This is a genomic window from Paludisphaera sp., from assembly GCF_037189885.1.
GTDB lineage: Bacteria > Planctomycetota > Planctomycetia > Isosphaerales > Isosphaeraceae > Paludisphaera.
Window position 1 is genome coordinate 13999 of sequence record NZ_JBBCIR010000055.1, and the last position, 25823, is coordinate 39821.

A 25823-nucleotide genomic window follows, 5' to 3' on the forward strand; every position below is an offset into this window, starting at 1 on the left:
TTATAGCCCCTCCCCGGCGACGACCTTGAACGCCTGCTCCTCGCCCCCTCGCGTCACCGCCAGCTCCACCGAGTCGCCGCGACGGAGCGCGGACAGGGCCTCGCGGGCCGCCTTGAGGCCGTCGATCGCCTTGCCGTCGACGCGGGCGAGGACGTCGCCGTCGCGCAGGCCGGCCGAGGCGGCGGGGGATCCGGGGAGGACGCGGCGGATCGTCACGACCTTGTCGCCCTCACCCCCCTCGGCCCACTCCAGCCCCAGGAACCCGCGCGGGGCCAGCTCGTCTTCCGGCTGCTTGCCGATCAGGAACGCCAGGCCCTTCGCCACCGGGCCGAGGGCGTTCATCATTTGCATCTCGATCGGCGGGTCGCGGCGGTCGGCGTCGGCCGGGACGGGGGGCTCGGGGGGGACGAAGTCCAGCCGGGTCCAGGTCATCCGGTCGCTCGTCAGGTCGATCTCCAGCTTGAATCGGGCGAGGATCGTGAACCCGAGGATGCCGTCGATCGACGCCCCCGGCAGCCCCAGGGCGTTCATGCCGACGAGCTGGAACGGGTCTTCCACGCGGGCGTTGACCCCTTCCATCCGCGCGCCGCCTTCGATCTCCAGCAGGTCGATCGGCGTCCAGAAGCCCCGATCGGGGGGGGCGACGCCGATCTTCCTGGCGGTCTCGGTCGCGATGTAGAACGCCGGGGCGCCGGAGTCGACCAGGAAGTTGAACGGGCCCTGGCCGTTGACGCGGACGCGGACGAGGAAGTGGTTCGTGTCGGTGAGCCGGTACGGGACGCGGAACGCCCGGCCGACCTGGGGATCCTTGCCGGCGGCGCCGGGCTCGTCCCGCGTCGCGGCGGCCGAGGCGCCCAGGGCCATCGCCAGCGCCGCGGCGAGGGCGGTCGTCTTCTTGAGGATCATGTCGCGGAGCCCTGCCCGATCGGAGCGTGACTTGATGCGGAGACGTCTCCTCATCAGCTTAGGCCGGCGCCCGCGCCGAGGGAAGGCCCCAAGCGGCCGTCGCCGCCATCAACGGCCCGCGTCCGCGCGCGTCGGGATCGAACGGAACCCACCCCGCCGGCCTCGGATGTGGCTTCGGCGAAACATCCGCGTTCCGAAGGGACCACGCTCGGATGCACAAAGTGGACAAAAATACGATTGACATGACCGATACGCATCGGCTGTAGTCGTGCGACAGAGGCAGTTGAATGAAAGGCGTGGCCGGAGTGTTGCGTTCGCATTCCGTCGCCGCGCCCGTCCAGGCCCCTTCGACGGAGCATCCTGACATGACTGGCGCGCTCAAGGGATGGTGGCGAGGTTTCGCGGCGGTCGTCCTGACGGCCCTGGCCTTCGGGGCCTCGGAGACGAGGGCGGACCTCATGTTCACGCTGTCGGGCGTGACCCTCGACGACGGCACCTTGGTTACCGGCACGTTCACGACCAACGACGCCCTGGACAGCCTGCTCGACTTCAATCTCACGACGTCGGACGGCACGATCCCCGGGTTCAACTACACCACGGCCACGGTCGGGAGCGGCTCCACCTCGCTGCCTTTCATCCTGGTGCTGTCGACGGCGAGCGCCGACCGGATCCTCCAGCTGACCTTCGACGGCGGCCTCACGGCGACCGGCGCCCCGATCCTGATCGGCCAGTTCGACAGCTTCGAACAGGCCGGCGACGTGAACCCCATCCCGCGGCGCGAAGTGGTCTCGGGCTCGGTCGTCGCCGGCACGGCCGTGATCCCCGAGCCGTCCTCGATCGCGCTGGCCGCCTCGGCCGCGATGGCCGGGCTGGCGTTCGGGGCGCGGAGGCGTCGCGCGGGCTGAATCTCCCGATCCTCCGGGGCGTCCGCCGATCGGCGCGCCCCGGGGACCGATGGCGTCGGGGGCCCGCCCCGTCCGTGCCCCGCGCGGGATCACATCAACGAGGCGGGTCGCGTCGGAGCGACCGACGTCGGGATCGCTCGGCCGTCACCCCCGCGCGGCGGGCTGGCCGAGCCAGTCGTCGAACCGCGTCGCCCCGAGCATCGGCCCCTCGCCGGGGGTGAGGCTCCGGTCGTCCAGCTCGGTGCCGAAATAGCGGGCCTCGGGGTCCGTGACGACCTCCCGAGGATCGTCCCTCGCCGCCAGATAGCGCCGGACGAAGTCATCCTGCCGGATAGGCTCCGGGCCGGCCAGCTCGACCGTGCGATTGAGCGGATCCGCGGCCGCGACGCCGGCCAGCGCGCCCGCGACGTCATCCGCCGCGATGGGCCGCATGAGCGCCGGCGGCAGGCGGATCACGTCTCCCTCGGCGGCCGACTGGGCGATCCCGCCCACGAACTCGAAGAACTGGGTGGCCCTGACGATCGTGTACGGCACCCCGCCGGACCGGATGAGCCCCTCCTGCGCGACCTTGGCCCGCATGTACCCGCTTTCCGGCAGCCGATCGGCCCCGACGATCGACAGCGCGACGTGGTGCCCGACGCCGGCGGCCTTCTCCGACGCGAGCAGGTTCCGCGTGGAGGCGTCGAAGAACGCCCTCACCGCGTCGTCCGCCCAGGTCGGGGCGTTCGACACGTCCACGACCACGTCCGCGCCGGTCAGCGCCTCCGCCAGCCCCTCCCCGGTCACGGAGTTGACGCCCGACGACGGCGACGCCGCGACCGCCTCATGGCCGAGCCGCTCGAGATCCCCCACCAGCTTCTTCCCGATGAGCCCGCTCCCGCCGATCACGACGACCTTCATGGTTGATGCTCCCTCGTGGTTCGAGTCACTCGACCTCGGCCGCCGCCCAGCGGGCCAGCTTGTCCGGGTTGAGGGTGAAGTACACCGCGCGCACGTCCCTCTCGATCCGCAGCGACAGCACCGCCACGACCGCGCCGTCGGACCGGAACACCAGGCCGGGCTCGCCGTTGACCGAAGCCGGGCCGACTTCGCGCAGCCAGGGCTTGCGGAACGCGCCGGCCAGGAAGCGCGCCGCCCTGTCGCGGCCGCGGACCACGACCCGGGCCGCGGACGCCTTGCCGCCGCCGTCGGAATGAACCTCGGCGTCCTCGGCGAGCATGGCCTCGACCGCCTTCACGTCGCCCGCCCGGCAGGCGGCCACGAACCGATCCGCCAGCCCCTCCGCCCGCGCCCGGGTCGCCGGGAATCGATGGTCGTCGTCGAATCCGAGCCGGGCGCGCGACCGGCTCATCAGCTTGCGGACGGCCGCCTCGCTCTTGCCGAGGACCTCGCCGATCTCCTCATACTCGTAGTCGAAGACCGCGCGGAGGAGGAAAGCCGCCCGTTCTTGCGGCGTCAGTCGCTCCAGCAGGAGCAGGAACGCCTGGGATAGCGATTCGGCCAGGGCGTCGCCCCGGGCGGCCCCCCGGGTCTCCACCGGCTCGGGCACCCAGGGGCCGACGTACTCGCGCCGTCTTCTCCGCCGCAGCCGGTCGATGCACAGGCGCGTCGTGGCGCGGATCAGGAAGCCTTCCGGGGAGGAGACCCCGCCGGCGGTGTGATACCGCACGAAGGCGTCCTGCACGGCGTCCTCGGCGTCCGCGATGCTCCCGAGCATCCGGTACGCGACGGACAGCATCCGCGGCCGCATGGCGATCACGTCGTCGATCATGGCGTCCTCGCGCGGGCGGGGCCGAGGTCACCTGTCCGTCTCGGGGATGGCGATCTCCTTCGCCCCGCGCGGGTGGAGCACCCACGCCAGCAGCCGGGTCTTCACGCGCCCCGGATTCCTGGAGACTCGATGCAGGCAGCCGGCCGGCTCGTAGAACGTGTCCCCCGCCTTGAGGATCTTGGTGGGGCCGTCGTCGACGCCCCACTCATACTCCCCCTCCAGGACGTAGCCGAACCCGGGGCCCGGGTGGCGATGGGGGACGCCCGCCTTGCCGGGCTCGATCGTCACCTCGACGGCCGTCGCCGTCGTCTCCTCGCCGTCGAGCTTCTCGACGATCTCCCGCGCCGCCAGGGTCTTCACCGACTCGTGATCTTCGTCGTGCACGGCCGCGATCGCGCCCGCCACCCCTAGCGCGACCCCGACGACCATCGCCAGCGCTGCTCGCCTCATGGCTTCCCCTCCCGACTACGCTCCCGACGGGCATGGCCGGGCACGTCCCGGCCTTCGGACCCAAGGACGATCGGGAGGGGTCGTTTCGTGACGGGCGGCGGGGATTTTCCTCGCCGCGCCGCCGGCGATCAGCCCCCCCAGTCCCAGCTCGCGACCTCCTGGAGCCGGTCGTGGCGGGTCATGTCGAAGTGCAGCGGGGTGACGGCGATGTAGCCGTCGGCCAGGGCGGTGACGTCGGTCTCCGGGCCGGGGACCTCGCGCGGGGGGGTGTAGGTCATCCAGTAGTAGGTCCGGCCGCGGGGATCCTGCCGGCGCTCGAAGCCCTCGCCGTGGCGGCCCAGGCCCATGGGGACCACCTTCACCCCCTTCGCCTCGCCTCGCGAGCGGGCGGGTAGGTTCACGTTGAACAGCGACCCGTCGGCCGGCTTGCTGGCCAGGACGCGCTCGATCACCCGCCGCGCCTGGGCGGCGGCGTGGGGGAAGTCGAAGTGCTCGGAGAGTTCCAGCGAGACGGCGACGCTGGTGATCTTGAAGAACGCCCCCTCGATCGCCGCGGCGACGGTCCCCGAGTAGAGGACGTTGATCCCGGCGTTCGCCCCGTGGTTGATCCCCGAGACGATCAGGTCCGGGGGGCGGCGCATCAGCTCGCAGATGGCCAGCTTCACGCTGTCGGCCGGCGAGCCCTCGATGGACCAGCCCAGGTTCGAGCCGTCGTCGTCCTCGACCTGCTTGACCACCAGCGGGCTCCACAGCGTGATCGTGTGGGCCACGCCGCTCTGCTCCACGGCGGGGGCCGCCACGGTGACGTCCCCCAGCTTCATCAACTCCTTGCGCAACGCCCGGAGCCCCGGGGCGAAGACGCCGTCGTCGTTCGTCAGGAGGATATGCATTATCGGCTTCGATCCTTTCCAGGGGGTCGGCCTCGGCGCGAAAGGGGCCCGGGACTCCATCCCTCGCCGATCGTACCGGCCCCCGTCCGGCCCCGTCAACGACCGGCCGGGGAGGGGCGAGCCTTTCGGTTTTGACGCGAGCCCGGCGGGCGGAGGGGCCGCGGGCGACCGCCCCGCGAGCCCCCGCGCCGCCTTCTTGGGGCGTCCATCGCGTCGGCCCGCCCCGCCGCTCGCCAAAAAAAGTTCCTGGAGTTCGCGCGTCCTCGATTCGCGCCCTAGGGTTGCAATGGAGGCATGCGGCCGTGAATTGACGGTCGGGAGCCGGAACGGACCCGCGGCACGACTTCAAGGAGCGACACCACGATGGGCGGACTCGGGCGACGGATGGCGGCGACGGCGGCGATCGCGATGATGGGGTTCCTGGCGGCGACGGCGCCGGCCTCGGCGGGGATGATCGGGGGCGAGGTCACGTCCCAGTACTACGCCTACGGCAAGAAGTCGGGCGCGGCGAGCGTCTTCACGGCCGACGGCCGGGCCCACGCCCGGACGTTCAACACCTTCGACGTCACCGTCACCGCCACCCAGATCATCTACGACTTCCGGACCACCGTCGCCTCCGGGACGTGGTCGACGTCGGTCCCGTCGCTGAACCTGGACGGGCTGTGGATCCGCAGCGGCAACCTCCTGTCGTTCGACGGGGCGCCGACGATCATCGGCGTGACGATCGACGCGGCGACCACCATGACCGGGCTGACGGCCGCCAACCTCACCTTCAACGACTCCGCCATCGCGATCGACTGGATGGGCCGTTCGTACAACGCGGGGACGCGCGTGGTGCTCAACGTCGAGCTGGCCTCGGCCGCCCCCCCCGCGGCGGTCGGAGAGCCCCCGGCGCTGGCGATGGCCGGCCTGGCCGCGCTCGGCCTGGCGGGGACCGCCGCCAGGCGTCGCCGGGGCGCGAAATTTGCCTGATCGGGACGGTGACGCCGCGCCGAGTCCGACGCGGCCAACCCTCCCCCCATCGATCCGAGGCGTCCATGATCCCCGATGCCCAGACGACGACGGACCCGAGGATGCCCCACGTCGCCGCCCGGAGGCTCCCGCGCGAGCTGAGGCACGAGCTGGAGGCGATCCGGGGGCGCTGGGGCTGGCTGCTGGCCCTCGGGCTCGTCATGCTCGTCATCGGCGTCGCCGCCATCTGCCTGCCGCTGGTGGCCACCCTGGCGACCGCCCTGGCGCTGGGGATCACCCTCATCGTCGGGGGCGTCGTCCAGTTCGTCGGCGCCTTCTGGACCCGCGATTGGAGCGGCTTCTTCCTCGTCCTGCTGATGGGCGTGCTCTACGCGGTGCTGGGCGTGCTGTTCCTCAATCGCCCGGTCGACGCCATGCTGGCCCTCACGCTCCTCCTGGCCGCGATGCTGCTGGTGGGGGGGGCCTTCCGGACGATCGCCTCGCTCTGGTATCAGTTCCCGCAATGGGGCTGGGTGTTCGCCGGCGGCCTGCTGGAGCTGGCGCTGGGGCTGATGATCTGGCTGGAATGGCCCTCCGCCGCCAGCCTGGCCGTCGTCGGCCTGTTCGTGGGGATCGACATGATCTTCACCGGCTGGACCTGGATCATGCTGGCCCTGCGCGTGCGACGCCTGGGCCACCATCGCGGCGGCTCCGCCGGGGCGTCGCCCGCCTGAATCCCGGGGTCCACCCGCGCGGCGGAAATCGGCCGTCGGCCCCTCCCCCCTTGACTTGGCCCGACCGTCCTCCTTCGCGCGGGCGATTGCGTCCCGCGCGCCGAGTCGATATCATCTCGTTCGACGTCCTCTCCACGGGCGCCACGACTCGACGACCGGCCGAGGTCGTCGTCCATGGACGGCACGACGCGGTGGCTCGTCCAGACGTTCTACCCCGAATCCCTTCGGACTTCGCGCCCCCGGCGCGGCCGGAGGTCCGGGGATCGTCCCGAAACCCGGCGCGAACTCCAAGGTTCGCCCCGATCGAACGAAGATGCTCCCGTCGGTCCGACGTCCAGAATTGATCCCGCCTCCTCCATCTTCATCCGAGACCGTCGCCGGAGAGACCCATGAACGTCGTGAAACGTCGCGCCTTCACGCTCATCGAGCTTCTGGTGGTGATCGCGATCATCGCCGTGCTGATCGCGCTCTTGCTCCCCGCCGTGCAGGCCGCCCGCGAGGCCGCCCGCCGGATGCAGTGCACCAACAACCTGAAGCAGCTGAGCCTGGGCTTCGCGAACTACATGGACGTGAACAACACCACGCCCATGCACCAGTATCGCCACGCCGCCGAGGGGGGCGCCGGCTACACCGGCTGCCACTCGTGGTACGCCTCGATCCTGCCGTTCGTCGAGCAGACGGCGATGTACAACAACCTGAACATGATCTACACCGACCAGTGGGTGTACTCCGGGCCGCTGATGGGCCCGAACCCGACGGAGAACACGGTGATCCGGGCGGCGGTGTCGTCGTTCCTCTGCCCGTCCGACGGCGTGATCAACACCGGGTCGGGCGCGGGCAACATCGCGTATCAGCCGGGCAACTTCAACTACGTGGCCAACTCCGGCCACCCGCGGAACATCCTGATGCCGGGCGACACGCCCTACCCCGCGGGCTCGCCCCCGGCGCTCTCGGGCATCATCTCGATGACCCGGATGTACACCGCCCAGGGGCCTTGCAGCTCGGCCGGGTCGGCCGCGACGGCGAACATCTCCGTCCCGCTGGCGAGCATCACCGACGGCACCTCGAACACCGCCTGCCTCAGCGAGTCGCTGGTGAACGACGGCTCGGGGAGGCATCGCGACCCCCGGCGGAACCTGAACTACACGAACTCCGCGCTGGTGCAGCAGGCCAACGTCGGCGTCCTGGCCGTGGTGCAGGACGCCCGCGCCGGCGTGATCAACTGGCAGGAGTGGAGCTACTACAAGGGCCTGACCTGGGCGTACTCCGACGGCTGGGAGCGGCACGTCTACGCCCACGTCCTGCCCCCCAACATGCCCAACGTCCACACCTACAACACCGCCACGATCCAGTGCCAGGAGGGGGACAGCGCCATGAACCCCTCCAGCAATCACCCCGGCGGCGTGAACGTCTCGTTCATGGACGGCTCGGTCCGGTTCATCAAGGACTCGGTCAGCCTGCCGGCCTGGTGGGCGTTGGGGACGCGCAACAAGGGCGAGATCGTCTCGTCCGACGCCTACTGATCGATCGGCCTCCCGGGGGGCGGCGGGCGAGAGGCCCGTCGCCCCCTCGCCCTTCGACCCCTCCCGGAGAGCTTCCGTGCCCCGCCCCCATCGCCTGCTCGCCTCCGGCCTGGCCGCCGCCCTCGTGCTGACGGCCGCCTGGCTCGCCCCCGGCTGCGGCTCCGAGCCCGCGTTCGACGCCTCCGTCGAGTACACGCCCGAGTCGCTCGCCGAGGAGTTGGCCTTCCGCGTCAACACGCTCTCCCCGTCCGCCAGGACGGCCGAGAAGAAGCGGACCGCCCCCGCCAAGACCAAGGCCGCCCCCGGCTTCGTCCCCGAGCCGGCGTCCAAGGGCGAGTCCAAGGTTCAGACCAAGAAGGGGGAGTCCCAGACGCTCGACGACGTGCTGGACGACATCGAGATCAAGGCCAGGCGCATCCGGTCGCACCCCACGGCCGAGGTCTTCAAGCGGATGGCCGCCGCCATCGCCGAGGATTCCAAGCTGGAGGCGAAGGACCGCGAGGCCATCGTCGCCAAGCTGGACGAGATGGCCACGGCCCCCGCCCCCTGATGATCCCCCGCTCGCTCCCGGTCAGCACTCGATCACGTTGACCGGGATTTGCAGGGCCAGGCCGCCTTCGGACGTCTCCTTGTACTTGGAGTTCATGTCCAGGGCGGTCTGCCACATCGTCCGGATCACGGCGTCCAGGCTCACCTTGGCCCGCGCCGGGTCCCCTTCCATGGCGAGCTGGGCGGCGGTCACGGCCTTGACCGCGCCCATGGTGTTGCGCTCGATGCACGGGACCTGCACCAGCCCGCCGATGGGGTCGCAGGTGAGCCCCAGGTGGTGCTCCATGGCGATTTCCGCCGCCATCAGCGCCTGCTCGGGCGTGCCGCCGAGCGTCTGCGTCAACCCCGCCGCGGCCATCGCGCTGGAGACGCCGATCTCCGCCTGGCAGCCCCCCATCGCGGCGGAGATCGTCGCCCGCTTCTTGAACAGGACGCCGACGACCGCGGCGGTGAGCAGGAACGGCTCGACGGCCTCCTCGCCGCCGGGATGGTAGGCCATCCGGTGCAGCAGCACGGCCGGGATCACCCCCGCCGCGCCGTTGGTCGGCGCGGTGACCACCCGGCCGAACGCCGCGTTCTCCTCGTTGACCGCCAGGGCGAAGCAGGACAGCCAGTTCAGCGAAGCGTGGAAATCGTCGCCGGACTCGCGGATCGCCGCGACCCAGGCGTCGGGGTCGCGCGAGGCCGCCTCGGCGCGGCCCCCCAGCAGCGTCCGGTTGAGCCTGGGCGCGCGGCGGACGACCTTCAGCCCGCCGGGCAGGAACTCCGCGTCGGAATGCGCCCCGCGGAACGCCGACTCGCGCATCACGTCCCAGATCCGCGCCAGGCCCTCGCGGACCTCGGCCTCGTCGCGGACGACCCGCTCGTTGCGCATGACGACCTCGGGGATCGTTAGCCCGGCCTCGCGACAGGCGGCGAGGAGGTCGGCCGCCGTCTCGACCGGGTGGGGGATGACGGGCCCGGGGACGTCCGACGCGGGCCCCTCGTCCTCCTGGACGACGAAGCCGCCGCCGACGGAGTAGTAAGTCTCCGCGCGCGTCGACCCGTCGTCGAGCGTCGCGGTGAAGGTCAGGGCGTTGGGGTGGAACGGCAGAGACTCGTCGTAATGGAACGCGACGTCCCCCTCCTCGAACCGGATCGGCCGGTCGCCGCCCAGGGGGAGGCTCCCCTCAGCGCGGATCTTCTCGACCATCGGATGAAGCGCGGAGGGGTCGCAGGTGGTCGCGTCCCAGTCGCACAGGCCGAGGATCACCGCCAGGTCGGTCCCGTGCCCCTTGCCCGTCTTCGCCAGCGAGCCGAACAGGTCGACCCGCACCCGCGCGACGCGGTCCAGCTCCCCGTCGCCCCGGAGCGCCTCCAGGAAACGTCGCGCCGCCGTCCACGGCCCCATGGTGTGCGAGCTGGACGGGCCGAGGCCGATCTTGAACATGTCGAAGCTGCTGATGAAGCCCATCGCGCCCCTCTCCGTGAGCCAGCCCGCCTACCGGAGCCCGACCCGGCCGTTGATCGTGGCTCGCCCGCCTCGATATCCCTGGACGCGGAGAGCGGTGCCCGGCCTGGCGCCTCGACCCTCGCGTGCTCGTCGCCGGGCGTCCCCGGGCGCCGATGCTCAAGGGCATCGGCGATGAGCCCGGTCTCGATGCCGAGATCCCCCACTTCCCCCGCCCACGCACTTGAAGCGCCAGGAAGCGCGATTCGACCTCCCGGATTGATCCGGCTCTCGAATGCGAAGGGATGAAAGGACCCGCCGCGAGGCCGACCGGCCTCGTGACCAATCATAGCGCCGCGATCCGGCCAGGCTTTCGGATTTTTCGACGGTCCTTGACCAGCCAAGGCGAGCGGACCGACAGGCCGGCCTCACGACTCCGGGTCGAACCCGAATACTCGAAGCTCCTGATCGCAGCGACACGCTTTCGCGATACGCGCGGCCCACGCGACGGCCTCCTTGCTCGAAGGCAGTTCAAGGACGGTGAATCCACCATTGAGCGCGGGCGCCCACGGGTAGCCTCCCTCGGCGACCGACCCATCGGCCGAGACCAGGACGGGCGGCACCGATTCATCGATACCACCGCCGAAAACGTAGACGCCCGCTTCCTTCGCGTCGCGTATCACGGCATGGGCGTCCCGACCCACCGCCTCCAGCTCGCCGCCGGGCACCTTCATCGCGGCGCTGGGGAATGAGATGAGATACTTCGCCATGATCGACTTTCTCTAACCTGGATATCGGGACTGGTTTCCCGGCCTGGTCGCGGACCACGGGCGGGGCAGTCATGCCTCACCCCTTCGGCGTCGGCGCGCCGCAGGCTCGGCAGGTGACGGCGCTCATGTGGAGCGGGCGTCCGCAGCGGGGGCAGACGCGCAGGCCGGCCTCGACCCGGAGGGCCGGTGGGGGCGAATACGAGGACTCGGAGGGGATCGGCGGCGGGACGGCCGACGAGGCGTCCTCCTCGGAGACGACGCCGTGCCGCGCCGCCCAGCGCTTGAGGCGGGCGATGTCGTCGGCGTCCAGCTCGGCGGTGCGCTGGCCGTCGCCGTCGAACGCGATGTTCGACCCCCCCGCGCCGGGCCCGGTCGACGACGCGGCCGACGCTAGCGCCCCCTGGGGGACGGGGACGACCCGGCCGCAGTCCGGGCACCGTCCGGCCTCGGGCCGCTCCGCCGCGCGGACCTTCAGCCGACGCCCGCAGGGGCAATGGAATCGGATCAGGCCGTCGCCGCCGCCGACCTCGGCCCGTCGGACGCGGATCCGCGCGTTGCATCGCGGGCAGACGACCCGCTCGGGCCCCCCCTCGCGGTCCACCTCGATCGCCTCGCCGCACCGGCACGTCACCCGGGCCATCGCCGCCCCCCCGTCCATCGCGCCGCGCTTGCTTAATAAAACACACCGACGGGCGAGCATAACATCCCTCCTCCCGCGAGGGGAGGCGAGAGGGTCCTCCGCGCCGGCCGTCGGGGTCACGCCTTCGCGGCGGGCTTGCGTCCCAGGAGCTGGTCGGGGGGGATCAGGTCGTTGAGGCTCCCGGACCGGAAGCCTTCCAGATCGAGCGTGACGAACTTGAAGCCGAAGCCGCGGAAGGCGGCCACCAGCTCGGACCGGATCGGGTCGGCCGCGAGCCTGGGGAAGTCCTCGGCCGGGATTTCGATCCGGGCCATGTCCCCCTCGTGGTAGCGCACGCGGAGCAGCCGCAGGCCGCGGCCGCGGAGCCACGCCTCGGCGCGGTCGACCATGCCGACGCGCTCCGGCGAGACCTCCACCCCGTAGGCGATCCGGCTGGAGAGGCAGGGGGCGGCCGGCTTGTCCCAGGCGGGGAGGCCCCACGCCAGCGCCAGCGCCCGGACGTCGGCCTTGCCCAGCCCGGCCTCCTGGAGCGGGTGGCGCACGCCCTTCTCGCCGGCCGCCTTCATGCCGGGGCGGTGGTCGCCGGCGTCGTCCAGGTTCGCGCCCGAGGCGATCGCGTCGACCCCCAGCTCGCCCATCATGCCGGCCAGCCGGCCGTACAGCTCGCTCTTGCAGAAGTAGCAGCGGTCGGGGGCGTTGCGGACGTAGTTCGGGTCGGCGAACTCCTCGGTGCGGATCACGCGATGCCGGATGCCGATCTTCCGGGCCATCGCCTCGGCCTCCTCCAGCTCGCCCGACGCCAGGCTCTGGGAGACGGCCGTCACGGCGACCGCGTCGTCCCCGAGCGCCTCGCGGGCCGCCCTGGCGACCACGGCGCTGTCGACCCCGCCGGAATAGGCGACGGCCGTCCTCCCGTAGCCGCGGATCACGGCGATCAGGGCGTCGCGCTTCGCGGCCAGCCCCGGGTCGAAGCCGGAAGCCCCCCCGGCGGGCGCGTCGACGATCCCGGTAGTCGTGGTCGTGGTCGTGCCCATGGCTCGCCTCCGTAGTGATCGGTCGAGAATCCCCACCGCGGGGACATGAATTGTAGGGCCCCCCGCCCCGCCTCTCAAGGCTTCGCGCCGCGACCGCGCGACGCCACTTGCCGCGCCTTTACGATTCCCGACAATGGATGGGTCGAGGTCTCCCCGGCGACGAGGGGCGGGAACGCATGGACGACGAGCCGAATCCGAAGGCGGGAGTCCGGGTCACGCGGCGGCGATTCTGGCGGCGCGCCGCCCTGGGCGCGGCGGGGGCGACCCTCGCGGGGGGGGCGTACCCGCTGCTGGAGGCGAAGTGGTGCCGGCTCACGCGCCGGACGATCGCGGTCCCCCGACTGCCGGCGTCGTTCCGGGGCCTGTCGGTCGCCTTCCTCAGCGATCTGCACCACGGGCCTTACGTCGGGCTCGACTACATCAACCGGGCGATCGACTGGACGAACTCGCTGCGGCCGGACCTCGTCCTGCTGGGGGGCGACTACGTCTCGTATCACAGGCGGTATATCGGCCCGGTCTGCGAGGCGATGGGGAGGCTCAGGGCCCCGCTGGGCCGGTTCGCCGTGCTGGGGAACCACGACAACTGGGAAGGGGGCGGCGTCTGCCGGGCCGAGCTGGACCGCGCCGGGCTGGAGTTGATCACCGACCGCGGCGTCTGGCTGCGTCGAGGCGGCGACCGCCTGCGGATCGCCGGCGTGGGGGACCTCTGGACCGAGAGCCCGGACCTCGCGCTCGCCCTGGAGGACGCCCGCGAGGGGGACGCGGCGATCGTCGTCTCGCACAACCCGGACTACGCCGAGCACGCCCGCGACCCGCGCGTCTCGCTGATGCTCAGCGGCCACACCCACGGCGGCCAGGTGGTCGTGCCGGGCGTCGGCGCGATGGTCCTCCCCTCCCGGTTCGGCCGCAAGTACGCCGGCGGCCTGGCGCAAGCCCCGGCCTATCCCGTCTTCGTCGGCCGCGGCGTCGGCACCAGCGGCCCCCCCGTCCGCTTCTACTGCCGGCCCGAGATCGTCCTGCTGACGCTCGTTTGAGGCGACGGCCTCATCGCCCCTGGAGCCGGACCTCGATCGGCCGGGGGTCGCGCTCGGCGGCGGTTTCGACGGTCGCGTTCAGGGTGCCGAAGCGGACGTCGAGCCGGGCCGGCCCCTCGGGGAGCCCGACGGCCGTGAACCGGCCCTCGGCGTCGGTCCAGGTCACGCGGGCCCGCGCGGAGAAGGCGTGGCCCGGCTCGACCTCGGCCCCTTCCAGGGGGCGTCCGTCGGGGCCCAGGACCACGCCCGTCACCGAGCATCCCGGCTCCAGGACGATCGACGGGACGGCGATCGGCCCGGCGGCACCCTCGACGGGGATCGGGTCGGAGTCGATCCCGCTGAAGCCGTCCTTCGTCACGACCAGGCGGATCGACGTGGGCTTCCTGCCCCAGACGCTGGCGGGAAGGCGGTCCAGGCGGTATCGCCCCCGGGAGTCGGTCGTCGTGGCGAAGGCGTCCCCCTCGCCCACTTGCGTGGTCAGGTCGCGGGTGTACGCGGCCTCGACGCGGGCCCCGGCGATCGGCTTCCCGTCACGGTCGACGATCGACCCTTCGACGGCCGGCAATGTCTCCTTTACCTCGGGCAGGTCGACGCGGATCACGAGCCGGCCGCCGTCGATCTCCGGCCGGAACCGCCCGTCGGGGGCGGCTTCCAGCATGGCCGAGCGGCCGTCGGCGTCGGTGACCCAGAAGCGATCGAGCGTGCCGTCCAGCCTCGCGACGCTCCGGACGGCCTCGGGTCGGAAGCCCTCGTCCCAGCGGATCGAGCACGGGACGCTTCGCCATTGCGATCCGACGGAACTCGCGAGCAGCTTGGCTTCTCGCCGATCCCGCGGGATTCCCAGCCGCGCCAGGCCGTCGGCGTCGGATTCGACATAGGCGGAGGTTTGAAGGTCCGGAAATGGTTCCGAGCCGACGCCCCCCCGGTCGGGCGGACGACCGCCCTGGGAGAGGAGGAAATCCCAGGCCATGCCCCGCTCGACCTTGTAGTCCGCGCGGATCGTGGGCCGGTCGTTCGAGAGGTACATGGGCAGCGCGGCGAGGGTCGGCGTGTTCGGGCGCCAGCACCCGGGCGGCGAGACGAACGAGACGGAGCCGACGTGCCCGGGAGGTAGGTCCAGGGCGTACATCCCGTCGGCGCCCGATCTGGCCGACTTGATCGCCGGCTTGCCGGTCGCCGGGTCGCGCGTCAGCGCCTGGACCAGCGCCCCGGCCGCCGGCCGGCCGTCTTCATCAACGACCCTCCCCGTCACCTGATATCGGGCGGGGCGTTTCTCCGTCGCGGGCGGCGGCTCGTCGTGCGAGGCGACGGCGTTCCATCCCCAGGCGCCGGCGGCCAGGGCCAGGAAGGCGATGGAAAAGCGGGCGAGACGTCGGATCTTCATGGTCGTGAGGGCTCCTCGCGTCAGCGACATGATGGGGGCCGGGACGCCGGCCCCGAGGGTCGGCGCGACGAGCGATCCCAGGCGGGCGGCCGAGGAGGCGAGGGCCTTCGGGACGGCCGGATCGGCGACGCGCGCGAGGGCCCAGGCCCCGCCGACGCCCCGGCCTTCCAGGTTCCGCCGCAGCCGCTCCTTGGCCCGACGGAGCCGGATGCTGAGCGTCCCCAGCGGGCAGCCCAGCTGACGCGCGGCGGCCTCGTAGGTCAGGCCCTGGAGTTGGCAGAGGACCACCGGGTCGCGATAGCGCGCGGGGAGGCGGTCGACCTCCTCCATCAGCATCGCCACGGCGTCGTCGGGCTCGGTCGGCCCGGACGACGCCGGCCGGAGCCCGGCCGCGCGACGCTCGGAGGCCCGACGCCGCGCGGCGTCGGCCCTGGCCCTCGCGGCCAGCCGCCGGGCGACGCCGAACAGCCAGGGCCCGAGCGACGCGCGGTCCCGGACGCTCGACGCGCGGCACGCCAGGACCAGGAACGTCGCCTGGAACGCGTCCTCCGCGTCGGCCTCCGACCCGGCGGCCGCCCGGCAGACGTCCAGCACCATCGCCGCGTGCCGCGCCACGATGGCCTCGAACGCCCCCCTCGACGCATCGCCCCGCCCGAGGAACGCCCCCAGCAACTCGGCGTCGCCGAGCCCCGCGAGGGTCCCTTCGTCGTACAGCGCCTGGATGGAGCCGATCCACCCGCCTCGTCCGCCCCTCTTCATCCCGCCGCCCTCCCGGTTCGTTCGTCCCCCATAGTGCCGCGGGATGCCCCGGCGCATTCAGGGGCGGCAAGATCCGGCCCGCGCCGGGCGTCGGCGCCATGGCCCCGCCCTCCCGGTTCGGCCGCGACGACTGTTTTACAACGGGCGCGAGGAGCGGAAAATGACGGCCACGATGTACGCCACGCTCGCCGACAGCAGCATCAGGGATGCGATCGCCGCCCCCCTGTTCGCCCCCGCGCCGCGACGCATGCCGCCGATGGCGAACAGCCAGGCGCCCGAATAGACCAGGAGCATGGCGATCGACTCGAACAGGAAGTCGCCCGTGACACGTCGTGGCGCGCCGAGCGACCGGCTGAATCCCAGGAACAGCGCGATCAGCAGGAGGGCGATGAACCCGTCGAAGTTGGCGGCCATCTCGCCAGGCCGCGGAGGGGCGACGCCCGCGGGATCATCCGCCTCGCGCGGCGGCGGGATCATCTCCGGCTCGGACATATCTGGCGTGTCCTGAGTTGCATGAAGCCTGACTCCTGTTCAGCCCCACGAGGGCGGAAGGAAGGCTCATCGTCCCGCGTGGTTTTCGACGGGGCAAGGCGCGGTAGGATGAATATCGAGACGCCACGAACATCCCCCCATGTCGGCGCCGAGGAGACTTGACCATGAGTTCGACGGGGTCGTTGCGACTCGCCCTGATCGCTTGCCTGGCTTTCGTGTCCGGGCCCGCCGGTGCCGATGACGACGACATCGTGATTCGGACCGATTCGAAGAACATCGCCGTGGCCGAGCCCAAGGCCGACTCGGCGGTGCTCCGGGAAGCGATGATGTCCGTGGAGGGGACCGTCAAGGTCGGCCCCGACGAGGAGGCGCCAGCCGTCGTCGTCGCCATGTTCGCCAGCCAGGGCGAGCAAAAGGTCCAGCACGGGTCCCAAGGTCTTCGCCTCGGCGACGACGAGAATGAGCACGGCGTGTACCAGTTCAAGGACGACGCCTACAAGTTTCGCTTCAAGATCAAGGCCCCGAAGCAAACCGGGAAATTCGACCTCACGGTGGCGACGATCGGCGGAGGCGCCCGCGGCCAGAAGATTACCAAGGAGCGCTCGAAGCCGATCACGATCGACGTCCGCTGATCGCGCCCGTCCGCGCCAAGCGCAGGGGCCGCGTCAGAACTCGACTTCGAACGGGACGTCGATGACTGGGAGGCCGGCGCGGGTGGAGGCGTCGCGGACGAATTCGCGCCAGTAGGGCCACGCCTGGGAGACGGCGACGCCGCTGAAGACGTCGAGCAGGGCGTCGTCGATCCGGGCGACGACCTCGGGGGCGACGTCGAATTCGAGCAGGAACGTGGCCTCCACGATCAGCAAGGGGGCGCCGGCTTCCTCCTTCCGACCCTTCCCCTTCCCCTTGGTCGGCGCCCCGGACGCCGATAGCCGGCAGTGGCAGACGACCCGCAACACGCCCGTCCTCGGGTCGAAGTCGTGCACGCTTTCCGGGGGCTCCAGGCCCACCGTCCCCGCGACGCCGAACGCCGGCGCGTCGGGGTCGGCGACGACGTGGGAACGCAACAGGACCACCCGCCTCGTCCGGATGGAGCCGATCAGCGACGCGAGCCCGGCCACCTCCCCCGGGAGGGCGTCGGGGATGCCCCCCGCGGACGGGACGGCGGGGACGTCGGCGGGGGGCTTCGGGGTGGCGCGCTTGCGGGCCATGGGGACGGTCCTCGGCGGTCGATCGGGCCGGTCCGGAGGTCGTCCGCAACCTACCGCGCCGGGGGAGCCGCCGCAATCGCCGGCCGGTCTTCCGCTTGAGGGAGGCGCCGCCGGGGCTTATGATCGGGCCGTGCGAGAGTGCCCGCGCCGCAACGGCGACGGGCCCGGATCATTTCGGCGCGCCCGCGAGGAAAGAACAGAACGATGGCGAAGACGACCGATTACCTGGCGCTCGACCTGGGCGCCGAGAGCGGGCGCGGCATGCTCGGGCGGTTCGACGGAGGGCGGCTCGGCCTGGAGGAGATCCACCGGTTCCCCAACGGCCCCGTCAAGATGCTGGACACCCTCTACTGGGACCTCCCGCGCCTCTTCGACGAGATGAAGGAGGCCATCCGCAAGACCGTCGCCGGCAAGGCGGCCCTCGACGCCGTCGGCGTGGACACCTGGGGCGTCGACTTCGGGCTGATCGGCCGCAACGACACCCTGCTGGGCAACCCCGTCCACTACCGCGACCCCCGCACCGACGGCATGCTCGACGCCGCCTTCTCGAAGATCTCCAAGGAGCGGATCTACGAGATCACCGGCCTCCAGTTCCTGCCGTTCAACACCGTCTACCAGCTCCTGGCGCTGAAGACGGCCGGCTCGCCCCTGCTGGACGTCGCCGAGACGATGCTGATGGTCCCCGACGTCCTCGGCTGGCTCCTCACCGGCGTCCGCGCCGCCGAGCGCACCGACTCGTCCACCACCCAGCTCCTCGACCCCCGCACCGGGACGTGGTCGGACGAGATCTGCGGGGCGCTCGGGCTGCCGCGCGCGATCCTCCCGGACCTGATCGATCCCGGCAGCGAGCTGGGGATGCTGCGCGGCAGCGTGGCGGAGGAGGTCGGGCTGTCGAAGCCCGTCGCGGTGATTGCCCCGCCGACGCACGACACCGCCAGCGCGGTCGTCGCCGTGCCGACCGCCAGCAAGACCGTCGGGACCGACTCGCCGCCGGACTGGTGCTACCTCAGCTCCGGGACGTGGTCGCTCCTGGGCGTGGAGGTCCCCCGCCCCGTCATCAACGAGGATACGTATCGGTACAACTTCACGAACGAGGGGGGCGTGCTGGGGACCACGCGGCTCCTGAAGAACATCATGGGCCTGTGGCTCGTGCAGGAGTCGCGCCGGACGTGGGCGCGGGCCGGCAACGACATGAGCTACGAGCAGCTCATGGCGATGGCCATGTCTTCGGCCCCGTTCGGCCCGCTGATCGACCCGGACGACCCCTCGTTCCTCCCCCACGGCGACATGCCCGCGCGGATCGTCGCCTACTGCCAGAAGACCGGCCAGCCGGCGCCGGAATCCGAAGGCGCGCTGATCCGCACCTGCCTGGAGAGCCTGGCGCTGAAGTATCGCTGGGCGATCGAGCGGCTGGAGGCGATCGTCGGGACCGAGATCAAGACGATCCACATCGTCGGCGGCGGCTCGAAGAACACGCTGCTCTGCCAGTTCGCCGCCGACGCCTGCGGCCGGCCGGTCCACGCCGGCCCCGTCGAGGCCACGGCGATCGGCAACATCCTGATGCAGGCGATGGGCCGCGGCCGGATCGGCTCGCTGAAGGACCTCCGCTCCATCGTCGCCCGCTCGTTCCCCGTCAACGTCTACGAGCCCCGCGACCCCCACGCCTGGGACGACGCCAACGGCCGCTTCCAGGAGCTGGTCCGGTCGTGAGCCCGCGAAGCGAGGGGGGGACCGCCCGCGACGAGCGCGTCGGTCGCCCCCCCCTCGCGAGCGCCCTGCCCTCTTCCTCGCGCATCGGTCTCCACGGTTAGCCGGCGATCGCGCCCTGAAACGCTCGGGGACGACCGACGCGGGGCCGCAAGAGCGATCGAAGGCCCGCTCGGCCGGCCTGGGATCCCGCCGGCCTCCCCCATGAGGCCCTCCGAGCCACCTTCCCCCGCGAAGGGGAAGGCCGTCATGATGGCCGATCCGAAATCCGGCGCGGCCCGGGGAAGCATCGCGCCCATCGCGGCCGCGCCATATAGACCCCGCGATCCGCAAGGTTCCCCGCGCGAAGGCCGTGGACGACCTGTGGATAACTCGCGCCGAAGGGGCGCGTCGTCCGAGGGGGGATCGACAGGGAGGGACGCGGCGTGGGCGTCCTCCACACCGCCGCGAACCGATGCGCGCGGGGCCTCCACCGCGCCATTGACCGGGTTGTGAACGGCGCGGGTTCGGCGTTGCGGCGGGGTAAGTCTTTTGGTATGCTGCACTTCGCGGGTTGACCTCGAAGTTATCCACAGCGCGGCCGCCGTCCTATGATTACTGCGGCGGTGTTCCTGTTTAACTCATGAAGACCGGAGACGAGCCGGCCCGAACCCCTCGGGGGCGAGGCGGGTCGCCCGTCGACCCGGATGGGCCGGTGGGTCGTCCGGCCGTATCCCGGGAATCCCGTCGCGCGGGGCTTCGCCGCGGCCTCGGTCGTGGTATGATGGACCGGGAGTGGATCTCCGATTCCAGATGATGGGGAGCGGACGCGGGCGGCCCGGCCCCAGTCCCCCCGACCCGCCCGACTTCGCGGCCGAGGCCCCACGCCCGGCGGCGCGGGCCAGTCCCCCCCTTTCGGCCCGTCGAGAACGACCGGGGTCGACCGAAGCGACGTCGGCGAACGTCCCAGCCAGCCAGAGCGAGGCACGCGCATGAGGGCCCTGTGCAACCGCGAAGGATTGCTCACCGCATTCAACATGGTCAGCGGCGTCGTGCCCGCGCGGAGCCCCAAGCCGATCCTCCAGAACGTCAAGCTCGTGGTGGACGACGAGGAGGGCTCGGTCCTGATGGGGACCGACCTGGAGGTGGGCATCCGGCATAGGGTGCTCGGGGTCAAGGTGGAGCAGGCGGGCTCGGCCATCCTCCCCACGCAGAAGATCGGCCCGATCCTGCGGACCAGCGGCGACGAGGAACTCCTGCTGGAGACCGGCGACGAGCACCTCCTGGTGCGCGGGGCGCGGTCCAGCTTCAAGCTGCCGCTGGAAGACCCGTCCCTCTACCCCGAGGTGCCGGACTTCGGGGCCGACCAGTACCACGTGATCCTCGCCGGCGACCTCAAGAAGCTGATCCGCCGCACGATCTTCGCGACCGACCTGGAGAGTGCCCGCTACGCCCTGGGCGGGGTCCTCGTGGAGCTGAAGCCCGACGGGATCGCCATGATCGGCACCGACGGCCGCCGGCTGGCCAAGATGTCCGCCGGGGCCCAGTCCGAGAACGACCCGCCGGCGCCCTCCGGGACCCCCGTGATCCCGGTGAAGGCCCTGAAGCTGATCGAGCGCAACCTCGTCGACGACGACCTGCTGGTCCACCTGAGCCTCCAGCCGGCGACGGCCCTGGTGCGGACCGAGGGCGCCGTGATCTACACCCGGCTGGTGGAGGGGAGGTTCCCGCGCTACCAGGACGTCTTCCCCACGAGCGTGGAGACCAAGGTGCCGATGGCCGTCGGCCCGCTGCGCCTGGCGGTGGAGCAGGCGTCGATCGTCACCAGCGACGAGAGCCGCGGCGTCGACTTCCAGTTCGGACCCGGGGCCCTGAAGCTCTCCAGCCAGGCGGCCGACGTCGGCTCGGCCCAGGTCGACATGCCGCTGGACTACGAGGGGAAGGCCGTCGAGATCACCTTCGACCCCCGCTACCTGCTGGACGCCCTGAAGACCCTGGACGACGACGCCGAGATCACCGCCGAGCTGATCGACGCCCGCAACGCCGCCGTGTTCAAGACCCCGGATCAGTACGCCTACGTCGTGATGCCGCTGACCCGCGAGCGCTGAGGACGAGGCCGGCCGAGCCGGCCGAAGTCGCGCCGCGAGCCCGGGCCCGGAGGACGGCCCGGACCCCCGACCCAGGACGCCGCACCCGCATGCCCAACCCCGACCCGCGCGGTCCCAAGCCCCTGTCCGACGTGCTCGGCGAACTGTTCGCCCTCCGCGGATACGGCCGGCTGCACGCGACGCTGGAGCTGCAAGCCGCGTGGGACGCCGCCGTCGGGGACGCCCACCGGGCCCGGACCAGGCTCGGGGACGTCCGGCGCGGGGCCCTGACCATCACCGTCGACCACCCCGCGCTGCTGGAAGAGCTGTCCGCCTACCGCAAGCCCGAACTGCTGCGGGCCTTGCGCGAGGCGTGCCCCGACGCCCGGATCTCCGACCTGCGGTTCCGGATCGGCCGGGTGGACGATTGATCGAAGGCCGCGAGCCGCCGCCGGGCGGCCGACCGCCGTTTCGCGGGCCCCGAGCCGGGAGAGGAGGCCGGACCATGAAGACTTCCATCGCGCGGGAAATCGACGACGCCCTCCTGTACCCCGACGACGACGGCGAGCCGATGTCGGACAACACGATCCAATTCCGCTGGATATGCACGATCGTCGAGGGCCTGCAATTCCTCTTCCGCGACCGCCCCGACGTCTTCGTCGCCGGCAACCTCCTGTGGTACGCCCAGGAAGGGGCGCCCGAGGTCCGCACCGCCCCGGACGCCATGGTCGCCTTCGGCCGTCCCAAGGGGGAACGCGGGTCGTACATGCAGTGGCGGGAAGCGGGCGTGCCGCCGACCGTCGTCTTCGAGGTCCGCTCGCCGGGCAACCGCGACCCCGAGATGGAGCGCAAGTTCCGGTTCTACGACGAGCGGGGGGTGGAGGAATACTACTTCTTCGACCCCGACTCCCGGACGCTGCAAGGCTGGATCCGGCGCGACGGCCGGCTGGCCGCGATCGAGGAGACGGCGGGCTGGACCAGCCCCCGGCTGGGCATCCGGTTCGAGCCGGAAGGGCCCGAGGGCCTGACGATTTACCACCCCGACGGCTCGCCGTTCAGCACCCCCCTGGAGGCGCGCGAGGAGGCGGCGGCGGAGCGTCGTCGCAAGCTGGAGGAACGCCGCCAGAAGGTGGCCGAACGCCGCCGCGCCGAGGCCGCCGAGGCGAGGGCCGAGGCCGAGCGAGGGCGCGCCGAGGCCGAGCGCCGGCGGGCGGAGGCGGCCGAGCATGAGGCCCGGGCCGCGCGGCTGCGGGCCGAGGAGCTGGAGGCGCGGCTGCGCGAGCTGGAGGGGCGGGCCGATTGACGGCCGGCCGATCGATATCGAGGGCGCGAACGAGTCACACCGCAAGGACGCGACGAGGAAGCACCACCAAGGGACAGGACGAATCGAGGAACCGCCGCGATGGATTTGACCAAGAACGTTGACGTCGACGCGAGCGAGATCGTGACCGCGGACGGCGCGGCGGCCGGGGGGGACGGCTCCTACACGGGCGCCAACATCCGCGTGCTGGAGGGGATCGAGGCGGTCCGCAAGCGCCCGGGCATGTACATCGGCGACACCTCGGCCCGGGGCCTGCACCACCTGGTGTACGAGGTGGTGGACAACTCGATCGACGAGGCGATGGCGGGCCACTGCCGCAACATCGCGGTGACGCTCCACGCCGACGGCTCGGCGTCGATCGTCGACGACGGCCGCGGCATCCCGGTCGACGCTCACGCCTCGGGCAAGAGCACGCTGGAGATCGTGCTCACCAAGGTCCACGCGGGGGGCAAGTTCGACCACGACACCTACAAGGTCTCCGGCGGCCTCCACGGCGTCGGCGTGACGGTCGTCAACGCCCTGTCGGAGTGGCTGGAGGCCGAGGTCCGCCGCGACGGCCAGGTCTGGGCCCAGCAGTACGAGCAGGGCGTGGCGATGGGCCCGGTGAAGGCGCGCGGCCCCGCCAAGTCCACCGGCACCACCATCCGGTTCCTGCCCGACGCGTCCATCTTCGCCAACATCGAGTTTTCCTACGATGTCCTGGAGAAGCGGCTCCGCGAGCTGGCCTTCCTGAACCGCGGCGTGCGGATCCGCCTGACCGACGAGCGCGGCGACGAGCCCCGGTCCGACGAGTTCTTCTCGTCCGAGGGGCTCGCCGAGTTCGTCGCCTACCTCAACCGCGCGCAGACGCCGTTCCACCAGCCGGTGCTCCTCGCCGGCCGCGACGACGAGCGGGCCGTCGAGGTCGACGTGGCGATGCAGTACAACGACTCGATCAGCGAGATGGTCGTCTCGTACTGCAACAACATCAACACAGTCGAGGGGGGGAGCCACCTGACCGGCTTCCGCGCCGCGCTCACGCGGACGCTGAACCAGTACGCCAAGGCCGCCGCGCCGGCGAGCAAGAAGGACCTGACGATCACCGGGGAGGACTTCAAGGAGGGCCTCACCGCCATCGTCAGCGTCCGCGTCCCCGACCCGCAGTTCGAGGGGCAGACCAAGACCAAGCTGGGCAACAGCGAGGTCGAGGGGATCGTGACGCGGGTCGTGAACGAGAAGCTGGCGGAGTACCTGGAGAACAACCCCGCCGCGGCCAAGCGGATCGTCGCCAAGGCGCAACTCGCCGCCGAGGCGCGCGAGGCGGCGCGGAAGGCGCGGGAGCTGGTCCGCAACCGCAAGGGGGTCCTCTCCGGCGGCGGGCTGCCGGGCAAGCTGTTCGATTGCACGAGCCGCGACCAGGACGCCAGCGAGCTGTTCCTCGTCGAGGGCGACTCCGCCGGCGGCACCGCCGAGGGGGGCCGCGACCGGATGTACCAGGCGATCCTGCCGCTGCGGGGCAAGATCCTCAACGTGGAGCGGGCCCGGCTCGACCGCGTGCTGGGCAACGAGGAGGTGCGCAACATCATCACCGCCGTCGGCAACGGCATCGGCGAGGAGGAGGATCCGTCCCGCCGCCGCTACGGCAAGGTGGTGATGATGAGCGACGCCGACGTCGACGGCTCGCACATCCGGACGCTGCTGATGACGTTCTTCTACCGCCAGATGCCCCAGCTGGTGGCCCAGGGGCACCTGTACGTGGCCCAGCCCCCGCTGTACATGCTCTCCGGCGGCAAGAAGGGCCGGCGGTACGTCCACACCGAGGAGCAGATGCAGGCGATCCTCATGTCCGCCGGCCTGGCCGACGCGGTCCTGGTCCCCGCCGGCGCCCCCGCCCCGGCCGAGGGCGAGGGGCCGGAGTCGGTCCCGGGCGCGATCGCGGGGGACCGCCTCAAGGCGCTGGTCGACCTGGGGATCGCGATCGAGGGGGGCCTGCGGGCCTTCGGCCGGCGGAACCGCTCGCTGCGGGAGTTCCTCGCCCGCGCCCACCCCGCCACCGACCCCAAGGCCGACCCCCGCGCCGGGCTCCTGCCCCTGTACCTCGTGGAGGACGAGCACGGCGCGGAGACGCCGTACTGGTCGCAGGAGGAGTACGAGGAGGCCCACCCGGCGACGGCCGAGGAGTCGGCCGAGGCCGAGGCGGCGGGCGGCGGCGACCCCCCCTCCCGCCGGGTCCACGAGTTCCTGGAGGTCCGGGCCCTGAACAAGAACCTCGCCCGGCTCCGCGACGATTACGGCCTGCGCGCCGACACGCTGCTGGCCCGCGAGGTCACCGGCGACGAGCCGCCCCCGCGGTTCATCCTCCGCCGCGACGGCGAGGAGCACCCGCTCTTGGACCTGCGGTCGCTGGCGCCGACGGTGCGGAAGCTGGGCGAGAAGGGGATCAAGATCACCCGCTTCAAGGGCCTCGGCGAGATGGACGCCGAGCAGCTCTGGGAGACCACGATGGACCCGACCAGGCGCACGCTGCTGCAGGTCCGCCTGGAGGACGCCGCCGCCGCCAACGACCTCTTCTCGACCCTGATGGGCGACGAGGTCGGGCCGCGCCGGGAGTTCATCGAGAAGCACGCGCTCGAGGCCAAGAACCTCGACGTCTGACGGCGCGCGGCGCCGGCGCGGGAGGATGAGAGCCTGTGATCCAAGCCGAGGAGGGAGCATCCCCCCGGGGGCTGTTCGGCCCCCCGGCCGATGCGCCCCGGGGTGGGAATCGATGATGGGGATCGCCCAGAAAGTCGCCAGGAACTTCAGCGAGGCCGTGCGCTCGCGGGGCCAGTCGTACTTCACCAAGGGTCGCGTCAGCCTGATGTCGGCGAAGCCCAACGAGGTCGTCGCCCGGGTGCGCGGGACCACCAAGTACCGCGTCCGCGCCCGCCTGCGCGGGGCGCGGCTGCTGGCGACGTGCTCGTGCCCCTACTTCGGCCCGCTGGGGGAGCCCTGCAAGCACCTGTGGGCCACGCTCCTGCTGGCGGACTCGCGGGGGTTCCTGCAGTCGCCGCAGAACATGGCCGTCCGGCTCGTCGCCGAGCCCTCCCGCCGCGCCGGCGCGGCGGCCCCGGCCCCCGGCGGGCCCCCCGCGGCGGCGATCGACGCCTCCGACCTGCTGCTGGGCGACCGCCCCCGCCCCGCCCCGGCCCCCTACGACGGGCCCGCGGGGCCGAACCCCGACTACGGCCGCGACGTGATCATCGGCGCCCCCAAGCCCCCCCAGGGCCCCTCCCAGCGCCCCACGCGCGGGCGCAACCCCAAGGAGCGCAACAAGGC

The 25823-nt window shown here is 71.9% G+C and carries 25 protein-coding genes; 13 read left to right on the forward strand and 12 right to left on the reverse strand.

Annotation, left to right across the window (positions count from 1 at the left end; all coding sequences use genetic code 11):
- Complete coding sequence (locus WG209_RS16375) at window positions 1-906, reverse strand: PDZ domain-containing protein (protein ID WP_337176143.1); 906 nt, start codon at window positions 904-906, stop codon at window positions 1-3.
- 365 nt (window positions 907-1271) lie between these two features.
- On the opposite strand from WG209_RS16375, the gene WG209_RS16380 reads away from it, so the two are divergent.
- Window positions 1272-1811 carry a hypothetical protein gene (locus WG209_RS16380; protein WP_337176144.1) on the forward strand — a complete coding sequence of 180 codons (540 nt, stop codon included), beginning with the start codon at window positions 1272-1274 and terminating at the stop codon, window positions 1809-1811.
- Window positions 1812-1955: 144 nt separating this feature from the next.
- Here the strand turns inward: WG209_RS16380 and WG209_RS16385 are convergent, their stop codons facing one another.
- From WG209_RS16385 to surE, 4 genes are all read right to left on the reverse strand, one after another.
- Window positions 1956-2711 (reverse strand): SDR family oxidoreductase, encoded by a 756-nt coding sequence (locus tag WG209_RS16385; protein ID WP_337176145.1) that lies wholly within the window; start codon window positions 2709-2711, stop codon window positions 1956-1958.
- Between the two features lie 25 nt (window positions 2712-2736).
- Window positions 2737-3582 carry an RNA polymerase sigma factor SigJ gene (sigJ, locus tag WG209_RS16390; protein WP_337176146.1) on the reverse strand — a complete coding sequence of 282 codons (846 nt, stop codon included), beginning with the start codon at window positions 3580-3582 and terminating at the stop codon, window positions 2737-2739.
- 27 nt (window positions 3583-3609) lie between these two features.
- On the reverse strand, window positions 3610-4032 hold the full coding sequence (locus WG209_RS16395) for a cupin domain-containing protein (RefSeq protein WP_337176147.1): 423 nt from the start codon (window positions 4030-4032) through the stop codon (window positions 3610-3612).
- Between the two features lie 128 nt (window positions 4033-4160).
- On the reverse strand, window positions 4161-4922 hold the full coding sequence (surE, locus tag WG209_RS16400; RefSeq protein ID WP_337176148.1) for a 5'/3'-nucleotidase SurE: 762 nt from the start codon (window positions 4920-4922) through the stop codon (window positions 4161-4163).
- A gap of 363 nt (window positions 4923-5285) precedes the next feature.
- Here surE and WG209_RS16405 point away from each other — a divergent pair, with 363 nt between their 5' ends.
- The 4 genes from WG209_RS16405 (at window position 5286) to WG209_RS16420 (ending at window position 8680) form a co-directional block, all read left to right on the forward strand.
- Entirely contained in the window at window positions 5286-5894 is a 609-nt protein-coding gene (locus WG209_RS16405; RefSeq protein WP_337176149.1) for a hypothetical protein, read from the forward strand.
- Window positions 5895-5959: 65 nt separating this feature from the next.
- Complete coding sequence (locus WG209_RS16410) at window positions 5960-6607, forward strand: HdeD family acid-resistance protein (RefSeq protein ID WP_337176150.1); 648 nt, start codon at window positions 5960-5962, stop codon at window positions 6605-6607.
- Between the two features lie 389 nt (window positions 6608-6996).
- Window positions 6997-8130, forward strand: coding sequence for a DUF1559 domain-containing protein (locus tag WG209_RS16415; protein ID WP_337176151.1), 1134 nt, complete (start codon window positions 6997-6999; stop codon window positions 8128-8130).
- Window positions 8131-8206: 76 nt separating this feature from the next.
- Window positions 8207-8680 carry a hypothetical protein gene (locus tag WG209_RS16420; RefSeq protein WP_337176152.1) on the forward strand — a complete coding sequence of 158 codons (474 nt, stop codon included), beginning with the start codon at window positions 8207-8209 and terminating at the stop codon, window positions 8678-8680.
- Between the two features lie 21 nt (window positions 8681-8701).
- Here WG209_RS16420 and WG209_RS16425 read toward each other — a convergent pair whose 3' ends face one another.
- The 4 genes from WG209_RS16425 to larE form a co-directional block, all read right to left on the reverse strand.
- Entirely contained in the window at window positions 8702-10132 is a 1431-nt protein-coding gene (locus tag WG209_RS16425) for an L-serine ammonia-lyase (protein ID WP_337176153.1), read from the reverse strand.
- Between the two features lie 404 nt (window positions 10133-10536).
- The gene (locus WG209_RS16430) at window positions 10537-10878 is read right to left on the reverse strand and encodes a transcription initiation protein (RefSeq protein WP_337176154.1); all 342 of its coding nucleotides are present in this window, start codon (window positions 10876-10878) and stop codon (window positions 10537-10539) included.
- A 76-nt stretch (window positions 10879-10954) separates the two neighbouring features.
- Complete coding sequence (locus WG209_RS16435) at window positions 10955-11578, reverse strand: hypothetical protein (protein ID WP_337176155.1); 624 nt, start codon at window positions 11576-11578, stop codon at window positions 10955-10957.
- Between the two features lie 56 nt (window positions 11579-11634).
- Window positions 11635-12552 carry an ATP-dependent sacrificial sulfur transferase LarE gene (gene larE / locus WG209_RS16440; protein WP_337176156.1) on the reverse strand — a complete coding sequence of 306 codons (918 nt, stop codon included), beginning with the start codon at window positions 12550-12552 and terminating at the stop codon, window positions 11635-11637.
- A 176-nt stretch (window positions 12553-12728) separates the two neighbouring features.
- Between larE and WG209_RS16445 the strand changes: the two genes are divergently transcribed.
- Window positions 12729-13586 (forward strand): metallophosphoesterase, encoded by an 858-nt coding sequence (locus tag WG209_RS16445; protein WP_337176157.1) that lies wholly within the window; start codon window positions 12729-12731, stop codon window positions 13584-13586.
- Window positions 13587-13596: 10 nt separating this feature from the next.
- On the opposite strand, the gene WG209_RS16450 is transcribed toward WG209_RS16445, so the two are convergent.
- Both WG209_RS16450 and WG209_RS16455 read right to left on the reverse strand, forming a co-directional pair.
- The gene (locus tag WG209_RS16450) at window positions 13597-15729 is read right to left on the reverse strand and encodes a sigma-70 family RNA polymerase sigma factor (RefSeq protein ID WP_337176158.1); all 2133 of its coding nucleotides are present in this window, start codon (window positions 15727-15729) and stop codon (window positions 13597-13599) included.
- Between the two features lie 135 nt (window positions 15730-15864).
- A complete protein-coding gene (locus tag WG209_RS16455; RefSeq protein WP_337176159.1) occupies window positions 15865-16221 on the reverse strand; it encodes a hypothetical protein in 357 nt (118 codons plus the stop codon).
- Between the two features lie 164 nt (window positions 16222-16385).
- On the opposite strand from WG209_RS16455, the gene WG209_RS16460 reads away from it, so the two are divergent.
- A complete protein-coding gene (locus WG209_RS16460) occupies window positions 16386-16853 on the forward strand; it encodes a hypothetical protein (protein WP_337176160.1) in 468 nt (155 codons plus the stop codon).
- A gap of 33 nt (window positions 16854-16886) precedes the next feature.
- On the opposite strand, the gene WG209_RS16465 is transcribed toward WG209_RS16460, so the two are convergent.
- Window positions 16887-17432, reverse strand: coding sequence for a hypothetical protein (locus WG209_RS16465; RefSeq protein WP_337176161.1), 546 nt, complete (start codon window positions 17430-17432; stop codon window positions 16887-16889).
- 204 nt (window positions 17433-17636) lie between these two features.
- On the opposite strand from WG209_RS16465, the gene WG209_RS16470 reads away from it, so the two are divergent.
- The 6 genes from WG209_RS16470 to WG209_RS16495 all read left to right on the forward strand — a co-directional run.
- Window positions 17637-19142 (forward strand): rhamnulokinase family protein, encoded by a 1506-nt coding sequence (locus WG209_RS16470; protein WP_337176162.1) that lies wholly within the window; start codon window positions 17637-17639, stop codon window positions 19140-19142.
- A gap of 968 nt (window positions 19143-20110) precedes the next feature.
- A complete protein-coding gene (dnaN, locus tag WG209_RS16475; RefSeq protein ID WP_337176163.1) occupies window positions 20111-21226 on the forward strand; it encodes a DNA polymerase III subunit beta in 1116 nt (371 codons plus the stop codon).
- An 89-nt stretch (window positions 21227-21315) separates the two neighbouring features.
- A complete protein-coding gene (locus tag WG209_RS16480) occupies window positions 21316-21636 on the forward strand; it encodes a DUF721 domain-containing protein (RefSeq protein ID WP_337176164.1) in 321 nt (106 codons plus the stop codon).
- Between the two features lie 74 nt (window positions 21637-21710).
- On the forward strand, window positions 21711-22508 hold the full coding sequence (locus tag WG209_RS16485) for a Uma2 family endonuclease (protein ID WP_337176165.1): 798 nt from the start codon (window positions 21711-21713) through the stop codon (window positions 22506-22508).
- A 99-nt stretch (window positions 22509-22607) separates the two neighbouring features.
- Entirely contained in the window at window positions 22608-25160 is a 2553-nt protein-coding gene (gene gyrB / locus WG209_RS16490; RefSeq protein WP_337176166.1) for a DNA topoisomerase (ATP-hydrolyzing) subunit B, read from the forward strand.
- Window positions 25161-25272: 112 nt separating this feature from the next.
- The coding region (locus tag WG209_RS16495) for an SWIM zinc finger family protein (protein WP_337176167.1) at window positions 25273-25823 on the forward strand (551 nt) is incomplete at its 3' end.